Raw genomic sequence first — 22,636 nt, 5'->3', positions numbered from 1 at the left:
TGTCCTTCAACTGTATTGATTTTCAGGTGGTGTCACGGCCCGAGGCGGCTCAGCCCTCATCGGCCTCCGCCAATGCCTGCGCCGAGACATCAACATTCGATTGTGCCTGGCCACCGCCCAGTTTGGCGAATCGCGGATCGTCGAGGAGTTCCTCGCCGAGGTCGTCGATCACGTCGACGCCCGGAAGCAGGGGTGCGATGTCGGGCAGATCACTCAAGGACGCGAGACCGAGCCGCTCGAGAAAGAGCTCGGTGGTGACGTACAGCGTGCCGTTCGTCGTCTCGTCGGTCCCGGCCTCGCTGATGAGCCCGCGTGCGAGCAGTGTCCGCACCACTCCGTCGACGTTGACTCCGCGGATCGCGCTCACGCGAGCACGGGTGACGGGTTGCCGGTAGGCGACCACGGCGAGCGTTTCGAGCGCCGCCCGCGTCAGCTTGCTCCGCGTGCCGTCGAGCAGCAGCTTCTCGACGTAGGGCGCGTAGTCGGAGCGGGTGTAGAAGCGCCATCCGTCGCCGGCGAAGCGAAGGTCGATCCCGCTGCCTGCCGCGGTGAGGTCGGCGCTCATCCGCCGAAGCAGCTGCCGGACGCGTGTGCGGTCCTGACCGACAGCGGACGCGAGTTCGTCCACCGTTGCCGGCGTGTCGACGACGAGGAGCACCGCTTCCAGAGCGGCCCGCAACTCGTCGTCTTCCAGGTGATCGCCCTCGTCGATGCCGGCGTCCATGTCGGGTTCGTCCGTCCGCCCATGATCGCTCGTCATCCCCGGTTCTGTCGTCATCCGTAGTCCTCCGACTTCTCGATGTCGATCTCCTGTGCTTCGCGGTCGCCGGTCCAACAGACTTTGAGCTCACCGAGCGGCTCCGGCTGCTCGAACTGCACCGCGCGCTCCCGATACAGCTCGAGCAATCCCAGGAACCGGGCGACCACCTCGAGTCCGTTCGCGCACTCTGCCACCAATGCCCCGAACGTCAACCACTGACCATCGGCCGCGGTGAGCAGTTCGGTGAGCCGTTTGGCCTGTTCGGGCACCGACACCGTGGATCCGTGCAGGTGGTCGAGCCCGACGGTCGGCTTCGGCTTCGGTACGACGGCCGCCGCAGCGATCTCCGCGAATCGCTGCGGATTCACTCCCAGATCCACCTCGGGCAGGAGATCTTCGAACCTCGCCTCCAGCGAAACAGCGCGCGGATACCGTTGCAGCGCTGCCGCCTCCAGTTCGCCGAACAGGACGGCGACCTGCTTGTAGGCACGGTACTGCAGAAGCCTCGCGAACAGGAGGTCGCGGGCTTCGAGCAGCGCCAGGTCTTCGGGGTCCTCCACCTCGCCGGAGGGCAGCAACCGCGCGGCTTTGAGATCGAGCAGGGTTGCGGCGATCACCAGGAACTCAGTGGTCTGTTCGAGGTCGGCCTCGGCGCCCAGCGCCTTGGTGTATGCGATGAAATCGTCGGTCACCACGTGGAGCGCCACCTCTGTGACGTCGAGGCGGTGCTGGCTGATCAGGTTGAGCAGTAGGTCGAACGGCCCGGAGAAGTTGGCGAGGCGGACCTGGAAGCCGTCGCTCCGCCCGCCCGCCTCGGCGTCTGCCGTCTCCGGGCCGGAGGTCGCGGGCCCGTCGCCGACGGGGGTCAGAGTCTCATCGGTCCCGGTCACGCCTGAGTCTCGTTGCGGGCGATCACCTCACGTGCGAGGTCGCGATACGCTTTCGCCCCCGACGACTTCGGCGCCCATGACGTGATCGGCTCACCGGCGACCGACGTCTCCGGGAACCGTACGGTTCGGTTGATGACGGTGTCGTACACGGCGTCGCCGAACACCTCGACCACGCGGGCCATCACTTCCCGCGAGTGCAGAGTGCGCTGGTCGAACATGGTGACCAGGATGCCCCCGAGTTCGAGCTTGGGATTGAGTCGATCGTGAACCTTCTCGATGGTGTCGGTGAGAAGTGCGAGCCCGCGAAGGCTGAAGTACTCGCACTCCATGGGAATCACGACGTTGTCGGCGCACGCCAGCGCATTCACGGTGAGCAGGCCGAGCGACGGCTGACAGTCGATGAGGATGTAGTCGTACCGGTCGGCCACCGGGTGCAGCGCACGGGCGAGCGCCTGTTCGCGCCCGACCTCGGTGACGAGCTGGATCTCGGCCGCCGACAGATCGATGTTCGACGGGAGCAGATCGAGTCCGTCGACGCGGGTGCGCATGAGGACGTCGTCGGTCGCCGCGTACGGCGGGACCAGGAGGTTGTGGACCGTCTCTTCGAGTTCATGGTGCGCCACCCCGAGACCGGCGGACAGCGCCCCCTGCGGGTCGAGGTCGACGAGCAGTACGCGTCGACCGCATTCGGCAAGTGCGGCACCGAGATTGATCGTCGAGGTGGTTTTGCCGACGCCGCCCTTCTGGTTGCACATCGCGACGATGACCGCCGGGCCGTGCTTCTCGCGGGGCGCGGGGTCCGGAATGTCGCGGTAGGGGCGTCCCGTCGGCCCGAGCTTGTCCGCCGGCACGTCGAGTTGACCCTGCTGTGCTTTGCCGCGGGGGTTGGATGCACTCACCTGTTCGATGCTCCTCCCCGGTTGTGCACGCTGCGAAACTGGTCGTCTCGATCCTAATGTGTCGAGACGGACGTCCACGGCAGGCGCTCCGCAGACCTGCTGCACCTGGCCGGTCCGTTCATGATCGCCCGACGTCGCAACCGCAATCGGCGGCGTCGGAGTGTCGGCCGAGTCCTCAACCTCGCCTTGAGACTGAAGCCGACCGCCCGTCGGCGGCCGAACGGGATAGCCGTCCCGACAGTGCGATTCACAGCCTCGGTTGCGGCAACGGCGGCGGCTGGGGTTCGTGGCCCGGGAGCAGTTCAGCGTGGTGGATCTGGTTGATCCGCCATCGTCGGGCGGTGCGGTTGTCGCTCGGTCGCCAGGCGGCTCTGCCGGCGTGGGGTCCGTCGATCAGGATCATCGTCTGCCACTGGCCGCGGCGGGGGCCGACGGAGCGGTTGTGACGCCCGCATGCGGCGCCGAGGTGGTCGATGTCGGTGGGGCCGCCGTCGGCCCAGTCGGGGAAGTGATGGGCCTGCGTCCGGGTGAACGGGGCGTCGCAGCCGGGGGCGGTGCAGCCGCGGTCGCGGGCGAAGAGCATCAACCGCTGCGCCCGCGACGCCAGCCGGCGACCCCGTCCGAGATACAACGCCTGCCTGAAGCGCCCTGGGTTTCGTTCCGTGGTTACACGGTCGCGGGCGCGGTCGTCGTGGTGTGAGTGTAGGTCGCTTCGACGTTCGCCGGGGTGCGGTAGCCGAGAGCTTCGTGGAGCCGGGAGGTGTTCCACCAGTGGACCCAGCCCATCGTGGCGAGCTCAACCTCGCTGACTGACTCCCAGATCCGCTTGGAGTAGATCAACTCCGCCTTGTATAGGCCGTTCACTGTCTCGGCCAGCGCGTTATCGTAGCTATCGCCGACGGTACCTACTGAAGCCGTAACTCCCGCGGCGAGCAGAGCGTCCGAATAGGCGAGCGAAACGTATTGACTACCCCTGTCGGAATGGTGGATCAATCCGCTTTCGTTCCTGCTCACCCCGGTGGACTGCAGTGCATGCTCCAGTGCGAGCAATGGCAGAGACTCCGTGTGGAGCGTGGGCGCGACCGCCCAGCCGACAATTCTGCGACTGAAGACATCGGTAACGAATGCGACGTAGCAGAACCCGGAGAGCATCCGGACGTAGGTGATGTCGGCGACCCAAAGCTGCTGCGGTCGATCCGCGACGAACCGCCGTTCAACGAGGTCCGGGCGCTGGTCATCTCCGTCTGCGGAGCAGGTGGTGACGGGCTTTCGACCTCGGCGAACGCCCTGCAGGCCGGCGATCTTCATCAGCCTCGCGACCTGGTCGCGACCGACGTTCCATCCTGCGTGGCGCATTGCGTGCCACATCTTCCGGACCCCATAGACGCTGTAGTTCGCCTGATGAATCCGCTGCACCTCCTCCGCCAGCATCTCGTCCCGAACGCTGCGAGCGGAGGCCGGCCTGTTCTTGGCAGCGCGGTATCCGCGGGAGGTGATGAACCCACATTCTGTCGCACTGAGGATGCGGCAGATGGCCTCGACCCCGAACTTCTCGCGATGCATGTCGACGAACGCGATCATTTCGTCGTGGGGCGGTCGAGTTCCGCTGCGAAAAACGCTGAGGCGGCCTTCAGGATCTCGTTCGCACGTCGCGCCTCGGCGAGCTCCCGCCGGAGACGGCGATTCTCCTCCTCGAGCGGCTCTCCCGGTCCGACCGGCTCGGTGGCGCCGTAGCGATTGCACCAGATCCGCAGCGTCTCTGTGCCGACACCGAGCTGCGGCGCGACGGCACGGATCGATGCTGCGCGAGGGCCGCCCTCGCGGGCTTGGCGGTCGTAGACCATGCGCACGGCACGCTCACGCAGCTCTGGACTGAACTTCTTGGGCATACTCCGATTCTCCTTGCTGAGACTCGGAACGGAACCCAGGGCGCTTCAGCCCGGTGCGGGCGGAGAAGACGGCCAGATGCGGAGTCGCGGCGGCGGCGACCTCGATCAACTCCGCGACCGGCACCCGAGTCCCGGTCGCGGTCAACGCCACCCCGGCGCGCTCGGCCAACTCCCGGTCGGTGACAGTGACGACCAGATCACCCGACCGCCGACCACCCCCAACACCACTGCGGGAGGCGCGCAGCAGCGCCTGCAGACCATCATGGGTGCGCTGCCCCGGAGTGCGAGTATCACGCTCCACCGCGGCCGCCAGAGCGGCCGGGTCCGCCGACTCCACGGTCCCCGACGGGGAATCCGGGTCGTCGGGATTGTTCATTCCCGGTGCCGCCCACGACGGCAGTGCCGCCTCCATCTCCGCCCGCAACGCCGGAGTCAGATACCCGCGGACTTTGCTCATCAGCCGCAGATCTTGGGGCAGGATCGTGAAGCCGCGCAGGCGTTTGCGGTCGCGTTCGTCGGTGACGGTTCCGTCCGGGTCCAGGTGCGCGAGCAGTCGGATGCCGGCGGTGCGGACACCGGCCGGACTCAGCTCGCGGGCGACCCAGGCCAGCTGTGCCTCGGCGCGTGCTCGGGTGTCGGCGTCGATGGCGGTGGGGATCTTGTCCATGACGGCGTCGATTTCGCGGACGTGGTCGGCACCGATCGCACCCTCGCCCACCGCGACCGCGGTCGCCGGCAGTACCGGTTCGCGGGTTTGTCCTTGCAGGTCGGTGAACCGCCCGATCCCGGCGGCACTGACGCGCCGGCGCCGGGCGGCACCGTCACCGAGCCGCAACCCCTGCGCCAAATACTGATGCACCGACAAATACCCCACCTTGCGATACACGGCCCGGTCGGAGACCTCCACCAACACCGCCGCATCGACACCGTCGAGACGACGATGCGTACGCTCCAATGTCTCGACGGTTTCCAGCAGGGTGTCTTCGGGGACCGCGGACAGCGGCAGCGACGCGAACTTGGTCGCCGCAGCCTCCAACAGGCGGGCGAGGGCGGCCGGGTCGTCCGGGAGCAGCACCTCTGACGTGTCCATCGAACCCACCCCCTTTCGACCTGCACAGTGTCCGAGAACACTTCTGCTGTGCTTCTATGTTCGAACCCTACCGCCGACCTCCGACAAAACAGTCGGCGCTCGCCTGCGCTCGCGCACTCGTCGTCGTAGTCTGCGAACCATGAGCGACTACGGTCTCGACCTTCGTTTCGGCGTCTTCGTCACAGGTACGTCAAAGGCACCTCAGCAGGCCGTCGACCTGGCTCTGACCGCCGAAGACGCCGGCATCGACATGGTGACGATCCAGGACCACCCGTACCAACCGGCGTTCCTCGACACCTGGACCCTGCTGAGCTTCATCGCCGCGCGGACCGAGCGCGTGATTCTGTCCGGAAACGTCCTCAACCTCCCGCTGCGGCCTCCCGCTGTTCTCGCCCGCGCCGCTGCGAGCCTCGATCTGCTCTCCGCCGGTCGATGCGAGATCGCACTGGGTGCAGGCGGCTTCGTCGACGCGATCGCGGCGATGGGAGGTCCGCGTCGCACCCCCGGAGAAAGCCGTCGTGCACTGGACGAGGCGATCGACGTGATGCGCGCGATCTGGGACACCTCGGCCCGCGCCGGCGTTCATCTCAGCGGTGACTTCTACCAGGTGGACGGCGCCAAACGCGGCCCGGCGCCCGCCCACCCGATCGGCATCACCGTCGGCGCGTACAAACCGCGCATGCTCCGACTCGTCGGCCGCAAATGCGACGGCTGCCTGCCGTCGCTCAGCTATCTGCCGAACGGGGTCAGCGATCTGACCTCGATGAATGCCGTGATCGACGCAGCCGCGATCGACGCCGGCCGTGACCCCTCGGCTATCCGGCGATACCTGAACGTCGGCGGTCACTTCAACGACGCTCGCGGAGATCTGCTCAGCGGTCCGCCGGCATCCTGGGTGGACGAGCTCGCCGGTCTCACCCGCGACTACGGCATCACCGGGTTCATCTTCGCGACGGACGACGCGGCCGAGATCGAGACCATCGGCACCCAGGTGGCACCCGCTGTGCGGGAACTGGTCGCCGAGCACCGGTCGGCGTGAGGGTGGCGAGGGGCGGTACTCAGCGCGCCCGCGGGTGCGCGGTCGCATACACCTCGCGCATCGTGTTGACCGTGACCAGCGTGTACACCTGAGTCGTCGTCACCGACGAGTGACCGAGCAATTCCTGCACCACGCGAACGTCAGCGCCGCCGTCGAGCAGATGCGTGGCGAAACTGTGCCGCAGAGTGTGCGGCGAGACCTCCTTGTCGACACCGGCACGTTCCGCGGCGTCGACGAGCACCTGCCAGGCACTCTGCCGGGACAGTCTTCCGCCCCGGACGTTCAGGAACAGCGCCGGCGTCGCCCGTTTCACCAACGCCGGCCGGCCGCGCACGAGGTACGCGTCCACGGCGTCGATCGCCGGTCCGCCGACCGGCACGATCCGCTCCTTCCCGCCCTTGCCGCGCAAGACGACCGCGCGGTGCTCCAGATCGAGGTCGTCGAGGTCGAGCGAGGTGACCTCCGAAATCCGGGCACCACAGCTGTAGAGCAGTTCGACGAGCGCTCGATCGCGCAGGCTGCGCGGCCCGTCGCCGGAGCCCGCGGCGTCGAGGATCGCGAGAACATCGTCTACCGGCAACGATTTCGGGAGGCGCCGCGGCGGCTTAGGCGGACGTACCGCATGCGCGACGTCGGATCCGGCCAACCCTTCGGCCGTACAGAATTTGTGAAAGCCACGCGCCGCCACCAGCGTCCGCGCGACCGACGAGTCGGCCAGTCCCGGAACACCGCTGCCAGGGTCCCCGCGCCGCAGAGCGACGAGGAAGTCGCGCACATCCTCCTCGGTGATGGCGGCGATCTCGGAGATTCCGCGCCCGTCGAGAAACGACCGATACCGTTCGAGGTCGCGACGGTAGGAGGCGACGGTGTTGACCGCCGACCCGCGTTCCACCGTGAGATGGTCGAGGTAGCGGGCGATCGCGTCGTCGACGGTCGCGGTGGACATCTGTCGCCGCCCTATCGGCGTGCCGCGAAGGCCGTCGGCTCATCTCGCCACGGTGCGTCCGTGGCGCGGAGTTCCGTACCGCTCGCGTCGGCCGCCGCCGCGGCGAGCACTCCGGACACGGCCGTCGCGTTGACGATCTCGCCCGACAGGCACATCCGCACCGCGTCGGCCAACGGCACCCATTCCAGGACGAGATCCGCCTCCTCGTCCTCACGATCAGCGGCGTGCAACTGATGGAGACTCTCCGCCAGATAGACGCGCAACGCCTCGTCGGTGAACCCCGGAGACACGACCAGGTCGACGAGCACTCGCCACCGGTCCGCAGCCAGATCCGCCTCCTCGGCGAGTTCCCGCTGTGCGGCCGACAACGGCGATTCCTGCGGTCCGCCGTCGAGCAGACCCGCGGGCAGTTCCAGCAACCGGCGTCCGATCGGGTGACGATACTGCCGCACCATCGCGATCCGACCTTCGTCGTCGCGTGCCACCACGGCGACGGCACCGTGGTGCTCGACCACCTCGCGGCGGGCCGTCCGGCCCCCTGGCATCTCCACCTCGTCGATGCGCAGAGCCAGGATCGCTCCGGTGTACTCGGTCCGCGACGACCGCGTGACGAACTCGTGCGATCCCGGCTCGCTCATCGGCTCAGCACCTCATTCCCCGTCTGCGACGGTCTCGAGGATCTCGACTCCGCTCGCGTCGTAACCTTCCAGTTCCACCGGCAGCCGCACTGCGGTCTTGTACTTCAACGCGGCCTCGATGAACGCCTTGAACAACGGGTGCGGGCGAGTGGGACGGCTCTTGAGCTCCGGATGCGCCTGGGTGGCGACCAGGAACGGATGGACGTCCTTCGGATATTCGACGAACTCGACGAGCTTGCCGTCCGGCGACGTGCCCGAGAACACCAGACCGGACTCGGCGATCTTGTCCCGATAGGCATTGTTGACCTCGAAGCGGTGGCGGTGCCGCTCGCTCACCTCGGTGGCGCCGTACGCCCGCGCCACCTGAGATCCCGGGATCAGCGTGGCCGGGTACGCGCCCAGCCGCATCGTCCCGCCGAGGTCCGCATCGCCCGCCACGGCCGCTTCCTGATCCGCCATCGTCGCGATGACCGGCGAAGGGGTATCGGGATCGAACTCGGTGGAACTGGCATCGGCCAGTCCCGCCTGCCGCGCGGCCTCGATCACGACGCACTGCAGACCGAGGCACAGTCCCAGCAGCGGGATCCCGTTCTCCCGCGCGTACTTGATGGCACCCAGCTTGCCCTCGATCCCGCGGATCCCGAACCCGCCGGGCACCAGAACCGCGTCGACGTCCCGCAGGGCCGCGTGCGCACCCTCGTAGGTCTCGCAGTCGTCCGACGGAACCCAGGAGATCTCGGTGCGCGTGTGGTGGGCGAAGCCGCCGGCACGGATCGCCTCGGTGACCGACAGATACGCGTCCGGCAGGTCGATGTACTTGCCGACCAACGCGATCCGCACCGTCTCGCGCGGCGAATGGACCCGGTCGAGGAGATCGCCCCACACGGTCCAGTCGACGTCGCGGAAGGGCAGTCCCAGCTGACGGACCACGTAGGCGTCGAGTTGCTCCGAGTGCAGCACCTTGGGGATGTCGTAGATCGACGGTGCGTCCGGCGTCGAGATGCATCCGTCGATGTCGACGTCGCACATCAGGGCGATCTTCTTCTTGAGCGCCTCCGGCACGGGCCGATCGCACCGCAGGATCAGTGCGTCGGGCTGGATGCCGATGCTCCGCAGCGCCGCCACGGAATGCTGGGTCGGCTTGGTCTTCAGCTCGCCGGAGGGCGCCAGGTACGGAACCAGGGAGACGTGCAGGAAGAAGACGTTGTCGCGCCCGAGGTCGTGGCGGATCTGCCGAGCCGCTTCGATGAACGGCTGCGACTCGATGTCGCCGACGGTTCCGCCGATCTCCGTGATGACGACATCCGGCTCCTCGCCGTCGGCGTCGGGGTCGTGCATCGCCATCATCCGCGATTTCAGCTCGTCCGTGATATGCGGAATCACCTGCACGGTGTCGCCGAGGTACTCACCGCGGCGTTCCTTCGCGATGACGGTCGAGTACACCTGCCCGGTGGTCACATTCGCCGATCCGGACAGATTGCGGTCGAGGAAGCGCTCGTAATGACCGATGTCCAGGTCGGTCTCGGCGCCGTCCTCGGTGACGAAGACCTCGCCGTGCTGGAACGGATTCATCGTGCCCGGATCGACGTTCAGGTACGGATCGACCTTCTGCATCGTCACCCGCATACCGCGGGCGGTCAGGAGCTGGCCGAGGCTCGAGGCCGTCAGACCTTTGCCGAGTGACGAGGCGACACCGCCGGTCACGAAGATGTGCTTTGCTCCGGCGCGCTGGTCACGCAATGATCGCAATTTTTCTCCCGTCGGGCGGTTCAAGCCTCTGCGAAATCTTGAATACCTACGGGACTTCAGCCTAACAGCATCGGCGCGGAATGCCGCTACGAGCAGCCGACTCCACCGTCGCCGGGAGTGTCGCGGCTCCGGTCACTTCGAGGGAGCAGCTCCCACCGTGATCGCCGTCGCACCCGGTCCGGTGCCGTACGCGCCGGTGCGGCCGTCGGTCTCATCGCCGAGAGCGAGCACCGTGGTCAGCTGACCGGTCTGTTGGTCGACGTTGTCGACGGTGCTGACGGCATTGTTCAGCGACGGGTCGGACCGGACCACACCGATCGGTGAACCGCCCTCGGCGGAACCGGACCGCCCGGCGAGTACGCCACCGGAACCGCGTGCCGCCATCGCTGCGGAGAACCTGCCGACGAACTGCCCCTGCGCACCGGAGTCCGACGACATCTCCCCGCCCGTCACGACCAGCACCAAGTCGGCCGGCCGCACCGCACCGTCCGGATACTCGAGGAACCCGGCCTGCCGAAGCGTCTGAAGTGCGGTGGACCGATCACTGTCCGACGCGGGCGCCTGTCCGGGCCGGGTCAGAAGTGCGGTGCCCAGCAGATCACCGAGCCGCGAGCCCGAATCGGTGTACTCCACGCGCAGCTGAGCGCCGGCAGGGATCGATTGGTCGACGACGGTGCGCAGCTTGGACGCCTGCTCGTCGCGGACCAGCGCGGTGGTCAACGCGATCTGGCCGGTCACCGTGCCTCCCGCACCGTTGACCAGCCCCTTCAGCGCTTCCACATCGCCGTCGGCGGCGTCGGGCGCGGTGACGATGAGCACGCCGCGCTTGTTCAGAACACCCTTCGTCAGTTCGGGACCGATCGCCTTGATGAAGGCGGTGTCGTTCCCGACCTCTTTGTCGAGGGCATCGCGCTCGTCTTGCAGCTTCCCGATTCTGTCGCGATCGGTGCCGGTCAGGGCATTCACTCGGTCACCGATGAACCCGGAACCGAGGAACAGGCCCAGAGTCAGAGCCAAGAAGACTGCGATCAGCGAAACGGCGTGCTGGCGCAAAGAGATCATTTGGTATTCCACACACTGCTGACCCAATCGGTCAGCGAGTGCCACTGGTCGACCATCCAGTCGCTGGCGGCTGCCCCGCCGCCCTGGGTGATCACGACCGCCACGATGATCGCGATCAGTGCCGCGACCATCAGCATGGCGATCAACGTTCCGCTGATCCGACTGCGGTACAGCGTGGCGACGGCCTTCGCGTCCACCAACTTCGCTCCGACCTTCAGTCGCGTGAGGAAGCGCGAAGGGATCTGGTCACGCATCGTGCGGTCGAAGAAGTCGTTCATCGAGCCGCTGAGTCCGGCGGTCACGATCAGGTCGGCACCGTGGTAGTCGGCCAGCAGGAGCGCGAGGTCCGGCGCCGACCCGGCGGCCGGGAAGGTGGTGGCGCCGATGCCGAGATCCTGGATCCTCTCCAGGCCCGGTGCGTGGCCATCGGGGTCGGCCGGCAGAACCACCTCGGCGCCGGACTTGAGCGTCTCGGTGCGGATGTCGTCCGGGTCCCCGACGATGAGGGCCGGGCGGTAACCGGCCTTGATCAAGGTGTCCGCACCGGCGCCGACGCCGACGAGCACCGGTTGGTATTCCTTGATGAAGGGTTTGAGCGATTTGAGGTCTGCGGCGCGGTCGGAGCCGTCGGCCACGATCACGACATGCCTGCGGTCGAATTTGACGTTCACCTTCGGCACGCCGACGCCGTCGATCAGCAGCGGCGACTCGCTGCGGATGAACTCGATCGTGTTGCCGGAGAAGGCTTCGAGATGATCGACGAGGCCGGTCTTCGCGTCGAGCATCAGGTCGGCGATCTCGCGTTCGCCGAGTTCCTGACCTCGAGCGATGACGCGTTCACCGATGTACAGCTTGCCCTCGTTGAGGCGTACCTTGGTGCCGTCCTTGACTCGCGAGAACACTTCGCTGCCGACGTTGTCGATCAGCGGGATGCCGGAAGCCGCGAGCACCTCGGGACCGAGGTTCGGGTACCGGCCGGTGATCGACTGCGAGACGTTCACCACCGCCGCGACCTCGGCCTCCACCAGCGCGTCAGCGGTGACCCGGTCCAGGTCGACCTGGTCCAGGATCACGACCGCACCGTGGTCGACTCGGTTGACGAGGCGTTTGACGTCCTTGTCGATCCGGGCGATGCCGGTGAGTCCGGGGAGTGCTTCGGTGTTCCGCGAGAGCAGGGCTGGCATCCTCATGGGTCCCATAGTGACCTTCAGGCACATCAGTCACACGGAGGCGCGCCGTATCAATATCAACTTTCGTCACACTGGAAACACTCGCCTCCGGCGACGAAACAATGGCGGCTCCCCGTCAGGAATCCGCGCGCGCCCGCTCCGCGGTGTCGAGGAGTTCCTCCGCATGAGCCCTGCCGGTCTCCGAGTCCCCGAGACCGGCGAGCATTCGGGCGAGTTCCGCGATGCGTTCGTCGCGGTCGAGCATGGTCAGCGTCGAGGTCTGCCTGCCCTTGCTTCCACCACCGGACTTGCCGATCACGAGGTGGTTGTCGGCAAAGGCGGCCACTTGCGGAAGGTGTGTCACCACGATCACCTGATGGCGTCGAGCCAACCGTGCGAGGCGCGCACCGATCTGCACGGCGGCCGCGCCGCCGACGCCTGCGTCGACTTCGTCGAACACCATCACCCCGCCAGAATCCGGCTCGGCCAGAACCACTTCCAACGCGAGCATCACCCGCGACAGTTCGCCTCCCGACGCCGATTTGGCGATCGGCAGAGGCGCCGCGCCCTTATGCGCCACGAGTCCGAATTCGACGCGGTCGGCACCGTCTCCGCCCGCGTGCGCACGCCGTCCGCCGACGTCGATCGCGAGCCGGTCGTCGTCTGCGGGCAGCAGCGAGACCGAGACGGCCAGTGCGCTGCCGCCCATCGCCAAGCCAGCCAGTTCGGCCGAGACCTTGCTCGCGAGGCTCTTGGCCGACTTCGTCCGCACGGTGTGCAGCTTGCCGGCCAGTTCTGCCACCTTGTCCCGCGCGGCCGCGGCCCGAGCCTCGAGTTGTTCGATCGCACCCTCGGGGTCCTCGATCTCGCTCAGGCGTTCACGTGCGTCGTCACGCCAGGCCAGGACGCCGTCGATGTCCGCGGCGTACTTGCGCGTCAACGACTTGAGTTCCGCTTGACGGTTCAGCAGGCCGTCGAGGTCACCCGCGTCGTCCGGCAGGCCTCCGAGGAACGAAGTCAGCTCTGCGCCGAGGTCGGTGACGACCGTCAGTGCTTCGGCGACTCGCGGCTGCAGATCGCGCAAGGCGTCGTCGGACGCCGACTCCAACAGCGAGCGGACGGTGCCGAGACCGTCGACCACCGACGCGCCTTCGGCACCCGCCACGATCTCCTGTGCTTGATACGCAGTGGACCTGATCTCCTCGAGATCGGTCATCCTCCGGATCGTCGCGATCAGATCGGTGTCCTCACCGGGCTCGGGTCCGACGGCGTCGATCTCGTCGATTCCGAACCGCAACCGGTCGGCCTCCTGGGCCAGTTCTCGGGCGCTGTCACGACGCCGGTCGAGTTCGTCGAGCAGTTCCACCCAGTCCGCGCGCGCCGCGCGGTACTTCTTGAGCGTCGAGGCCGCCGCCGGACCGGCATACCGGTCCAACGCGGAGCGCTGCTGCTCCGGCCGGATCAACCGCAACTGATCGTTCTGCCCGTGGATCGCGAGCAGTTCGCCCGTCAGCTGCGCGAGCGTGCCCACGGGTACGGCGCGGCCGCCCAGATGTGCGCGCGAGCGACCATCGGCATTGACCGTCCGCGCCGCGATCAGGGTGTCGTCGTCATCGACGTCGGCACCGGTCTCGTCGAGGACTGCGGCCACCGATGACCGATCCTCGGGAAGGCGGAACCGGCCTTCGACGATCGCCTTCGCGTCTCCGGTCCGGACACGTCCCGCGTCCGCTCGTGCTCCGGACAGCAGCCGCAGGCTGGTGACGATCATCGTCTTGCCCGCACCCGTCTCACCGGTCAGAACGGTGAATCCGGGATGGAACTGCGCGCTCGCGGATTCGAGCACACCGAGACTGCGGATCGACAGTTCTTCCAGCAACGGGTCTCAGCTCCTTCCCCGCCAGCCGGTGACCGGCAGCGAGAACTTGGTGACGAGTCGGTCGGCGAAGGGCTCCGAATCGATGCGGACCCAGCGAAGCGAACGCTGCGCCCGCACCACCTCCACCCTGGACCCCGCGGGTACGTCGAAGATCCGGCGGCCGTCGCACAAGGCGACGCCGTCGCGCCCCTCGCGGTGGACTTCCACCGCCACGCGCGATCGCGGACTGGTGACCATCGGGCGGGCGAACAGCGCGTGGGCGTTGCTCGGCACCACGAGGATCGCCTCCAGATCCGGCCACATCACCGGACCGCCGGCGGAGAACGCGTACGCAGTGGAACCGGTGGGCGTGGCGACGAGCAGTCCGTCGGCGCCGTAGGCCGCAACCGGCCGCCCGTCGACCTCGGTGACGAGTTCGAGAACACCGTTGTGCGACGTGTTCTGAATGACGACCTCGTTGAGCACCCAGTCGCGCGCACGGGGCTCATCGCTCCCCGGGTCGATCACCGATACGTCCAGCACCATCCGGTCGACGACCCGGTAGTCGCCGGCGATCAGCAGGTCGAGCACTTCATCGATCCGGTGCGCCTCCGCCTCCGCGAGGAATCCGATGTGGCCGAGATTGATCCCCATCAATGGGACGCCCGCGGGATACGCCAGTTCGGCGGCACGCAGGAAAGTGCCGTCTCCGCCGAGCACAAGCACCAATTCACACCCCTGCGCCGACACCGAGTCGGCGTGAGCGACCTCCACATCCGCTCCGGCGTCGCGCAGCATCTCCGGATCGACCGGGTGGGTCTCGACGTTCGGAGGCGGCGGCCTGCGGGTGTCGTGGTCGACGACACGGACCGCGATACCGGCGTCACCGCAGCGCTTCGCGATGGTCAGGAGCGTATCGGTGACCTCGTCACGGCCGGTGTGCGCCACGACCAGGAAGGTCCGGGTACCGTCCGGCGACCCGCTCGATGATGTCATCACCCTCCCCCTCCCTATTGCGGACCGTCGGCGACGGCCTGATCGATCAGAGCGCGGACACGCGTGGCCTCACCCTGATCCACCCAATCGTGATCGGTACCGTCCGAGCCGATCTTCGAGTCAACGGTATCGCCGGGGTGCGACATCTGCTCACTCAGGACCTTCGGCTCCGAAACGACGCCGTCGTCCTTGTGCAACCAGAGGAAGAATTCCACATTGCCGGACGGTCCGGGAAGCGGGCTCGCCACGACCGCTCGAGTGGTGAGCCCGAGAGATGCCGCCATCGCCGCGACGTCCTCGACCGCCTCTGCCCGCAGTCGCGGGTCACGGACCACCCCACCCGCTCCGACACGGTTCTTTCCGACCTCGAACTGCGGCTTCACCATCGGCAATGCGTCGCCCCCGGGGCGGAGACAGCCGGCGAGCGCAGGCAGCACCAGCTTGAGCGAGATGAAGGAGAGGTCTCCGACGATGAGATCGACCGGGCCGCCGATCACTTCCGGCGTGAGATGACGGACGTTGGTCCGATCGTGGACGTGCACCCGCTCGTCGGTCTGCAGCTTCCACACCAGCTGCCCGTAGCCGACGTCGACCGCTTCCACTTCACGAGCACCGCGTCGCAGCAGCACGTCGGTGAAACCGCCTGTGGACGCGCCTGCGTCCAGACACCGTTTACCGTCGACGGACACCCCGAGCGGTTCGAATGCGGCGAGGGCGCCGAGCAGCTTGTGCGCCCCGCGGGAGGCCCAGTCGTCGGTCTGCCCTTCAGTCACCACGATCGGCGTGTCCCTGGCGACATTGGTCGCAGGCTTGCTGGCCGGTGTTCCGTTGACTTTGACATTCCCGGCGTCGATCAGCTCGCGGGCCTGCTCGCGGGACCTGGCGAGTCCGCGCCGCACGAGTTCGGCGTCGAGCCGTGCACGAGCAGCCATCATCGGCCTTTCTGTCTAGGGCAACGGATCCTTCTACGGCAGCAGATGCGGTTGCGTTCAGCCACGGCCGGCGTCTTCCAGCGCCGCGGCGAGTCTGTCGTGTGCGCTGGTGAGCAATTCCGCCTGCCGGGCGAGCGCACCGAGGTCGAGTTCGTCACCGGCGGCCGATCGAACCATCTCCGCCTCCTCCAGCAACTGCGCGGCAGCGGCCAGCGCCGGATGCTCTGCCGGGTCTGCGGGCGGCGCATTGCGTGCGGCCAGATCCGCGGCGACCGACGCCGGTGACGGACCGGGGCGGGGTGTATTCGGCTCACTCATGACGAGACCAGGCTAACGCAGCGGTGTCAGTCCGAGGGCGGTGAGAGTCTCCGCCGCCACGTCGTCCTGGGCGGCGATCCGCAGATCGAACGAACCGACGTCGGCAGTCCACACCGCGTGCGCGAGCGCCGCGGCGAGACTCGCCTCGGTTCCCGTCGAACGCGCGGCGACCGCGACGTGCTGGCCGTTGATCTCGATGCTCCACTCGGGACGGGGACCGATCGCGGACTCCGCCGCCGGCTCCTTGAGCGCGTCCAGCCCGGACGCGATGTACGTCGGCCGCTGCCGCGGTTCGGCGGCGAGCAGTTCGGGTCCGCTCGTGACGCCGCCCAGGACGAGCAGACTGTCGATCCCCACGGTGTGCGCGCCCTCGATGTCCGTATCGAGCCGGTCCCCGACCATCAGGGGCCGCTTGCCGTCGGTGCGCGACAGTGCGCCTCGCATGATCGGTGCCGCGGGCTTCCCTGCCACGGTGGGCTCCTGGCCGGTCGCCGAGGCGATCGCCGCTACCATCGATCCGTTTCCGACCATCAGTCCGCGCTCGGTCGGCAGGGTCGAGTCGACGTTGGTCGCCACCCAGGCAGCGCCACGTCGCACCGCCAGGGCGCCCTCAGACAGCTGCGCCCAACCGGTCTCCGGGGAGTGGCCCTGGACGACAGCCGCCGGCTCATCGTCGGCGGAGTCGACCACAGTCAGCCCGCGCGCCCTGATCTCATCGCGAAGAGCATCAGCACCGACGACGAGGACCTTCGAACCCGTCTCGACCGTCTCCGCAACCAGGTCCGCTCCGGCCTGAGCGCTGGTGACCACTTGCTCGGACTTCGCGTCGAACCCCAGTGAGAGGAGATGATCGCGCACCTGCTCGGGACTACGGCTGGCATTGTTCGTGACGAACAGCGCGGTGCCGTGTGTTTGCGCCACGGCCTCGATCGCGCCGGGCAGTGCTGTGGAACCGGTGTACAGAGTTCCGTCGAGATCGAGCAGAAGCACGTCGTACGCATCGCCCAGAGCCACGGAGGCCGACGACGGTTCACTATGGCCGGAGGTCGACGTATCTACGCCCGGTGTGCTCTCGAGCAGGTCCATCAGCCGGAACTCGGCGTCGGTCTGGTCATCGATATCGGCGGCTGCCGCATTCTGGAACCAGGTCACCGCGTCGGCTCGACGGCCAGCAGCCTCGAGGGCCGAAGCGTAGGCGAAGAACAGCCGCGCGGCCTGGGTTCCGGTCCGACCTGGACGCAGGTCCTGATCACTCAGCGCACGCACCGCCGACTCGGGATCTTTCAGGTCGATGAGAGCACCGGCCTTGACCATGGCCATCTCGAGCGCAGCCTCAGCGCTGAGATCGCGTGCCTCGTCGCTGTCGGCGATCTCGACCGCACGTCGGGGCTGTCCCAGCCCGCGTTCGCTGTCGGCGATCAGCGGCAGCAGCGCATCGCTCCCGCTCATCCTTCGCGCGGCACGCAGTTCGGAGATCGCTTCCTGCCATTCCCCGGCAGAGTACGCCACAATGCCCGCGGTCTCGCGGACGACGGCGATCCGTGCGGCCCGAGCCCGAGCGGCACGGGCGTGCGCCAGCGCCTCCTGCGGATCGTCCTCCAGCAACGACGACGCCATCACCAGATGACGTGCGACCCGGTCGGCCGTCAGCTTGTCCAAAGCCGACAGATCCCGCCTGACTTCCGGATCGAGATCCGATGCCGAGACGTCGTCGGGAATCCCGGGTCCGGATGACGCATGGTCGTCCGTCCGTCGCTGCCGCCCGTTTCGCCGGCCGCCCGGATTCCGTCCGCCACCAGTAGTACTCATAACCGTCTAATCTATTCGCCGACCTGCGAACAAGCTAACTGAGAACGAGTGGATGGCCAGCCGCTGGTCCGTACCGAGACACCGCGCCACTGTTTGTGCTGAGTTTCGTTGGCTCAGCAAGCGTGATGAATGGCCATGACGGTGGTGCGGCCCCGAGGACGGGGCACGATCCGCTGCATTCTCGCTTGGTTTCGACTCGCTTCGCTCGCTCAACAAGCCTAAGAGGGTGCGCGCTCAACCAGCCTGCGGGAACCGCTCTCCGACCCCCGGAGGTTTGTCGAGTAGGCGGGTGAGCGTAGCGAGCACGGCGTATCGAGACCACTCTGCACCGCTCGTGTGGTGGTTTCGACTCGCTTCGCTCGCTCAACCAGCCTGAAGCGCTCGCTCAACCAGCCTGCCGGAAGCGCTCTCCGACTCGAGGTTTGTCGAGTGGGCGGGTGAGCGTAGCGAGCACGCCGTATCGAGACCAGCCTGCCCGTCGTGTGGTGGTTTCGACTCGCTTCGCTCGCTCAACCAGCCTGAAGGGGGTGCGCGCTCGACCGGCCTGGAAAAGACGGCCCCTCGAGGTTTGTCGAGTAGGCGGGTGAGCGTAGCGAGCACGCCGTATCGAGACCAGCCTGCACCCCTCGTGTGGTGGTTTCGACTCGCTTCGCTCGCTCAACCAGCCTGAAGAGTGCGCGTTCGCGGTCCGTCAGGCGCGCCGTACCCCAGACAACACTCGCCGGGGGGCACGTCCCGGGAAATGGGTTGAGCCCCGATCAGACGGTGTCTGATCGGGGCTCAACAAGTTGTGTTCGGCGGTGTCCTACTCTCCCACACCCATTACAGTGCAGTACCATCGGCGCAGGTGGGCTTAGCTTCCGGGTTCGGAATGGGACCGGGCGTTTCCCCACCGCTATAGCCGCCGTAACAATATGAAACCATCCACACCACAATCCCTCACCAGAGTTGTGGTTTGTGTGTTGTTTCAGAAGTACATAGTGGATGAACGAGCAAACATTCTGTGTGCGTGTAACAATCACCGAAACCGACTCACACAACCCATCCGTCGTGATTCGTTGAATCCGAAAAGAATTGTTGGTGAGTGTTGTTGGTAAGTCCTCGGCCGATTAGTACCGGTCACCTGAACACATTACTGTGCGTACAGTTCCGGCCTATCAACCCCATCATCTGTAGGGGGCCTTACCCCACCCGAAGGTGGGTGAGAAACCTCATCTTGGAACAGGCTTCCCGCTTAGATGCTTTCAGCGGTTATCCCTTCCGAACGTAGCTAACCAGCAGTGCTCCTGGCGGAACAACTGGCACACCAGAGGTTCGTCCGTCCCGGTCCTCTCGTACTAGGGACAGGTTTCCTCAAGTTTCTACGCGCGCGCGGCGGATAGAGACCGAACTGTCTCACGACGTTCTAAACCCAGCTCGCGTGCCGCTTTAATGGGCGAACAGCCCAACCCTTGGGACCTACTCCAGCCCCAGGATGCGACGAGCCGACATCGAGGTGCCAAACCATCCCGTCGATATGGACTCTTGGGGAAGATCAGCCTGTTATCCCCGGGGTACCTTTTATCCGTTGAGCGACACCGCTTCCACATGCCGGTGCCGGATCACTAGTCCCGACTTTCGTCCCTGCTCGACATGTACGTCTCACAGTCAAGCTCCCTTGTGCACTTACACTCAACACCTGATTGCCATCCAGGCTGAGGGAACCTTTGGGCGCCTCCGTTACACTTTAGGAGGCAACCGCCCCAGTTAAACTACCCACCAGGCACTGTCCCTGAACCCGATCAGGGTCCGAGGTTAGAAGCCCAATACGATCAGAGTGGTATTTCAACAACGACTCCACCCACACTAGCGTGCCGGCTTCACAGTCTCCCACCTATCCTACACAAACCGCACCGAACACCAATACCAAGCTATAGTGAAGGTCCCGGGGTCTTTTCGTCCTGCCGCGCGTAACGAGCATCTTTACTCGTACTGCAATTTCGCCGAGCCTGTGGTTGAGACAGCAGAGAAGTCGTTACGCCATTCGTGCAGGTCGGAACTTACCCGACAAGGAATTTCGCTACCTTAGGATGGTTATAGTTACCACCGCCGTTTACTGGGGCTTAAATTCTCAGCTTCACCACCCCGAAAGATGATTAACCGGTCCTCTTAACCTTCCAGCACCGGGCAGGCGTCAGTCCGTATACATCGTCTTACGACTTCGCACGGACCTGTGTTTTTAGTAAACAGTCGCTTCTCTCTGGTCTCTGCGACCACCACCAGCTCACACCGAAAAAGTGATCACCGGTCGTGGTCCCCCTTCTCCCGAAGTTACGGGGGCAATTTGCCGAGTTCCTTAACCACAGTTCACTCGATCGCCTTAGTATTCTCTACCTGACCACCTGTGTCGGTTTGGGGTACGGGCCGTGTACCAACTCACTAGAGGCTTTTCTCGACAGCATAGGATCACCGAATTCACCACAACGGCTACGCATCACCTCTCAGGCTCAAAAAGACACGGATTTGCCTATGTCTCACCCTACAGGCTTACACCAACTATTCCACCAGTTGGCCCGGCTACCTTCCTGCGTCACCCCATCGCTTGACTACTACACCCAAGGTCCCACGCAGCCACCATCAGAGAAATCCGAAGAAATCAACGACAGCTTTTGGATGGTTAGTACAGATGATTCATCACTGGGCGCGGATACACGGGTACGGGAATATCAACCCGTTGTCCATCGACTACGCCTGTCGGCCTCGCCTTAGGTCCCGACTCACCCTGGGCGGATTAACCTGGCCCAGGAACCCTTGGTCATCCGGCGGACAAGTTTCTCACTTGTCTTTCGCTACTCATGCCTGCATTCTCACTCCCACACCCTCCACAACTGGATCACTCCGCTGCTTCCACGGATGCAGGACGCTCCCCTACCCACCCACACCACTACACACCCACCCGCAGGCAGGCATGGATGAAATGTGTGAGTGCCGCGGCTTCGGCGGTGTACTTGAGCCCCGCTAAATTGTCGGCGCAGAATCACTTGACCAGTGAGCTATTACGCACTCTTTCAAGGGTGGCTGCTTCTAAGCCAACCTCCTGGTTGTCTCAGCGACCCCACATCCTTTTCCACTTAGTACACGCTTAGGGGCCTTAGCCGGCGATCTGGGCTGTTTCCCTCTCGACTACGAAGCTTATCCCCCGCAGTCTCACTGCCACGCTCTCACTTACCGGCATTCGGAGTTTGGCTGACGTCAGTAACCTGATAGGGCCCATCGGCCATCCAGTAGCTCTACCTCCAGTAAGAAACACGCAACGCTGCACCTAAATGCATTTCGGGGAGAACCAGCTATCACGGAGTTTGATTGGCCTTTCACCCCTACCCACAACTCATCCCCTCCATTTTCAACTGAAGTGGGTTCGGGCCTCCACAACCTCTTACAGCTGCTTCACCCTGGCCATGGGTAGATCACTCCGCTTCGGGTCTAGACCCAGCGACTCACACGCCCTATTCAGACTCGCTTTCGCTACGGCTACCCCACACGGGTTAACCTCGCCACTGAGCACTAACTCGCAGGCTCATTCTTCAAAAGGCACGCCATCACCCACCACCCCAAAAGGTGCGCAGGCTCTGACGGATTGTAAGCGTCCGGTTTCAGGTACTATTTCACTCCCCTCCCGGGGTACTTTTCACCTTTCCCTCACGGTACTAGTCCGCTATCGGTCACCAGAAAGTATTTAGGCTTACCGGGTGGTCCCGGCAGATTCACAGCAGATTCCACGAGCCCGCTGCTACTTGGGAACAATCGAAGCCAGTCAACACGCTTTCAGCTACGGGACTCTCACCCACTACGGCAGACCATTCCAGGCCACTTCACCTAACATGTCGATTTATCACTGACCCACCGCACGGCAGCACGATGAACGATCACCCCACAACCCCACACGCACAACCCCTGCCGAGTATCACATACGCATGGTTTAGCCTCCTCCGCTTTCGCTCGCCACTACTCACGGAATCACACTTGTTTTCTCTTCCTGTGGGTACTGAGATGTTTCACTTCCCCACGTTCCCTCCACACCCGCTATACATTCACGAGTGGGTAACACCACATCACTGGTGCTGGGTTTCCCCATTCGGACACCCTCGGATCACAGCTCGTTTGACAACTCCCCGAGGACTATCGCGGCCTACCACGTCCTTCATCGGCTCCTGGTACCAAGGCATCCACCGAACGCCCTCAAACACTTACAACAACACCCACAAACACACCCCACACACCACAACAGTGCCCGAGACGCGAATGCGGACAACAAACAAAAATCAACGATCACAACACGCGATCGCACAAACCAGAATCGAAATTGCAGAACACACAACCCAACAAGAACACCAAGGAACTCGCCGGGCTAGATGCTCGCATCCACTATGCACTTCTCAAACAACACACACCCACCACCCCCAACACCCCACAAACTCCGGGGCGGAAAACAGTGAGCACCAAGACAACCCGCGCAGAACGCGTGTTCCCTCAGAACCCCGATAGTGTGCTTCGTCCACAACCGCAATCACTCACGGTCGACCACCCGCCGGCCCGCCCGCATCTCGCAGGCC

General features: G+C 65.3%; 16 protein-coding genes, 2 rRNA genes, 1 pseudogene and 1 other annotated feature. Of the genes and pseudogenes, 1 reads left to right on the top strand and 18 read right to left on the bottom strand.

Annotated elements, in window-relative coordinates; genetic code table 11:
* Positions 1 to 49: 49 nt before the first annotated feature.
* The 6 genes and pseudogenes from scpB to ACE11G_RS07795 all read right to left on the bottom strand — a co-directional run bounded on the left by scpB (position 50) and on the right by ACE11G_RS07795 (position 5,528).
* Positions 50 to 724: an SMC-Scp complex subunit ScpB gene (scpB, locus tag ACE11G_RS07820; protein ID WP_231650132.1), complete on the bottom strand. Its 675-nt coding sequence runs from the start codon at positions 722 to 724 to the stop codon at positions 50 to 52.
* Positions 725 to 774: 50 nt separating this feature from the next.
* Entirely contained in the window at positions 775 to 1,650 is an 876-nt protein-coding gene (locus tag ACE11G_RS07815; protein WP_278123854.1) for a ScpA family protein, read from the bottom strand.
* Positions 1,647 to 2,549 (bottom strand): ParA family protein, encoded by a 903-nt coding sequence (locus tag ACE11G_RS07810; protein ID WP_006898309.1) that lies wholly within the window; start codon positions 2,547 to 2,549, stop codon positions 1,647 to 1,649. The genes ACE11G_RS07815 and ACE11G_RS07810 overlap by 4 nt, the downstream gene beginning before the upstream one ends.
* Before the next feature lie 247 nt (positions 2,550 to 2,796).
* Positions 2,797 to 3,186: pseudogene (locus ACE11G_RS07805) on the bottom strand (HNH endonuclease signature motif containing protein); the annotation flags it as partial.
* Positions 3,187 to 3,215: 29 nt separating this feature from the next.
* Positions 3,216 to 4,438, bottom strand: a protein-coding gene (locus tag ACE11G_RS07800; protein WP_085948520.1) for an IS3 family transposase whose coding sequence is annotated in 2 segments (ribosomal slippage) — positions 3,216 to 4,159 and positions 4,159 to 4,438 — 1,224 coding nt in all. Because the reading frame shifts where the segments join, the coding sequence is not laid out codon by codon here.
* Positions 4,036 to 4,169: a sequence feature (AL1L pseudoknot), on the bottom strand. It overlaps the preceding gene by 134 nt.
* Positions 4,407 to 5,528: a DUF222 domain-containing protein gene (locus ACE11G_RS07795; RefSeq protein WP_375003996.1), complete on the bottom strand. Its 1,122-nt coding sequence runs from the start codon at positions 5,526 to 5,528 to the stop codon at positions 4,407 to 4,409. The genes ACE11G_RS07800 and ACE11G_RS07795 overlap by 32 nt, the downstream gene beginning before the upstream one ends.
* 139 nt (positions 5,529 to 5,667) lie before the next feature.
* Between ACE11G_RS07795 and ACE11G_RS07790 the strand changes: the two genes are divergently transcribed.
* Entirely contained in the window at positions 5,668 to 6,567 is a 900-nt protein-coding gene (locus ACE11G_RS07790; RefSeq protein WP_375003995.1) for an LLM class flavin-dependent oxidoreductase, read from the top strand.
* Positions 6,568 to 6,586: 19 nt separating this feature from the next.
* Here ACE11G_RS07790 and xerD read toward each other — a convergent pair whose 3' ends face one another.
* From xerD to ACE11G_RS07730, 12 genes are all read right to left on the bottom strand, one after another.
* On the bottom strand, positions 6,587 to 7,513 hold the full coding sequence (gene xerD / locus ACE11G_RS07785) for a site-specific tyrosine recombinase XerD (protein ID WP_045537988.1): 927 nt from the start codon (positions 7,511 to 7,513) through the stop codon (positions 6,587 to 6,589).
* Positions 7,514 to 7,524: 11 nt separating this feature from the next.
* Entirely contained in the window at positions 7,525 to 8,151 is a 627-nt protein-coding gene (locus ACE11G_RS07780; protein ID WP_006898313.1) for an NUDIX hydrolase, read from the bottom strand.
* Positions 8,152 to 8,163: 12 nt separating this feature from the next.
* Positions 8,164 to 9,900 carry a CTP synthase gene (locus ACE11G_RS07775; protein WP_006898314.1) on the bottom strand — a complete coding sequence of 579 codons (1,737 nt, stop codon included), beginning with the start codon at positions 9,898 to 9,900 and terminating at the stop codon, positions 8,164 to 8,166.
* Positions 9,901 to 10,032: 132 nt separating this feature from the next.
* Positions 10,033 to 10,962, bottom strand: coding sequence for a copper transporter (locus ACE11G_RS07770; RefSeq protein WP_006898315.1), 930 nt, complete (start codon positions 10,960 to 10,962; stop codon positions 10,033 to 10,035).
* The gene (steA, locus tag ACE11G_RS07765) at positions 10,959 to 12,152 is read right to left on the bottom strand and encodes a putative cytokinetic ring protein SteA (RefSeq protein WP_039868216.1); all 1,194 of its coding nucleotides are present in this window, start codon (positions 12,150 to 12,152) and stop codon (positions 10,959 to 10,961) included. Before steA ends, ACE11G_RS07770 begins: the two co-directional genes overlap by 4 nt.
* 115 nt (positions 12,153 to 12,267) lie before the next feature.
* Positions 12,268 to 14,010 (bottom strand): DNA repair protein RecN, encoded by a 1,743-nt coding sequence (recN, locus tag ACE11G_RS07760; protein WP_045537986.1) that lies wholly within the window; start codon positions 14,008 to 14,010, stop codon positions 12,268 to 12,270.
* Between the two features lie 6 nt (positions 14,011 to 14,016).
* Positions 14,017 to 14,985, bottom strand: coding sequence for an NAD kinase (locus tag ACE11G_RS07755; protein WP_006898318.1), 969 nt, complete (start codon positions 14,983 to 14,985; stop codon positions 14,017 to 14,019).
* A gap of 14 nt (positions 14,986 to 14,999) precedes the next feature.
* A complete protein-coding gene (locus ACE11G_RS07750) occupies positions 15,000 to 15,917 on the bottom strand; it encodes a TlyA family RNA methyltransferase (protein ID WP_346077717.1) in 918 nt (305 codons plus the stop codon).
* 57 nt (positions 15,918 to 15,974) lie between these two features.
* Positions 15,975 to 16,235, bottom strand: coding sequence for a hypothetical protein (locus ACE11G_RS07745; protein ID WP_045537983.1), 261 nt, complete (start codon positions 16,233 to 16,235; stop codon positions 15,975 to 15,977).
* A 12-nt stretch (positions 16,236 to 16,247) separates the two neighbouring features.
* On the bottom strand, positions 16,248 to 18,044 hold the full coding sequence (locus ACE11G_RS07740; RefSeq protein WP_346077715.1) for an HAD-IIA family hydrolase: 1,797 nt from the start codon (positions 18,042 to 18,044) through the stop codon (positions 16,248 to 16,250).
* A 792-nt stretch (positions 18,045 to 18,836) separates the two neighbouring features.
* A 5S ribosomal RNA gene (gene rrf, locus ACE11G_RS07735) occupies positions 18,837 to 18,953 on the bottom strand.
* Positions 18,954 to 19,133: 180 nt separating this feature from the next.
* Positions 19,134 to 22,276, bottom strand: a 23S ribosomal RNA gene (locus tag ACE11G_RS07730).
* Positions 22,277 to 22,636 lie beyond the last annotated feature (360 nt).

This window comes from Gordonia sp. PS3 (genome assembly GCF_041950545.1).
Lineage (GTDB): Bacteria > Actinomycetota > Actinomycetes > Mycobacteriales > Mycobacteriaceae > Gordonia > Gordonia sihwensis.
This window is presented reverse-complemented; position numbering and strand designations above follow the sequence as displayed.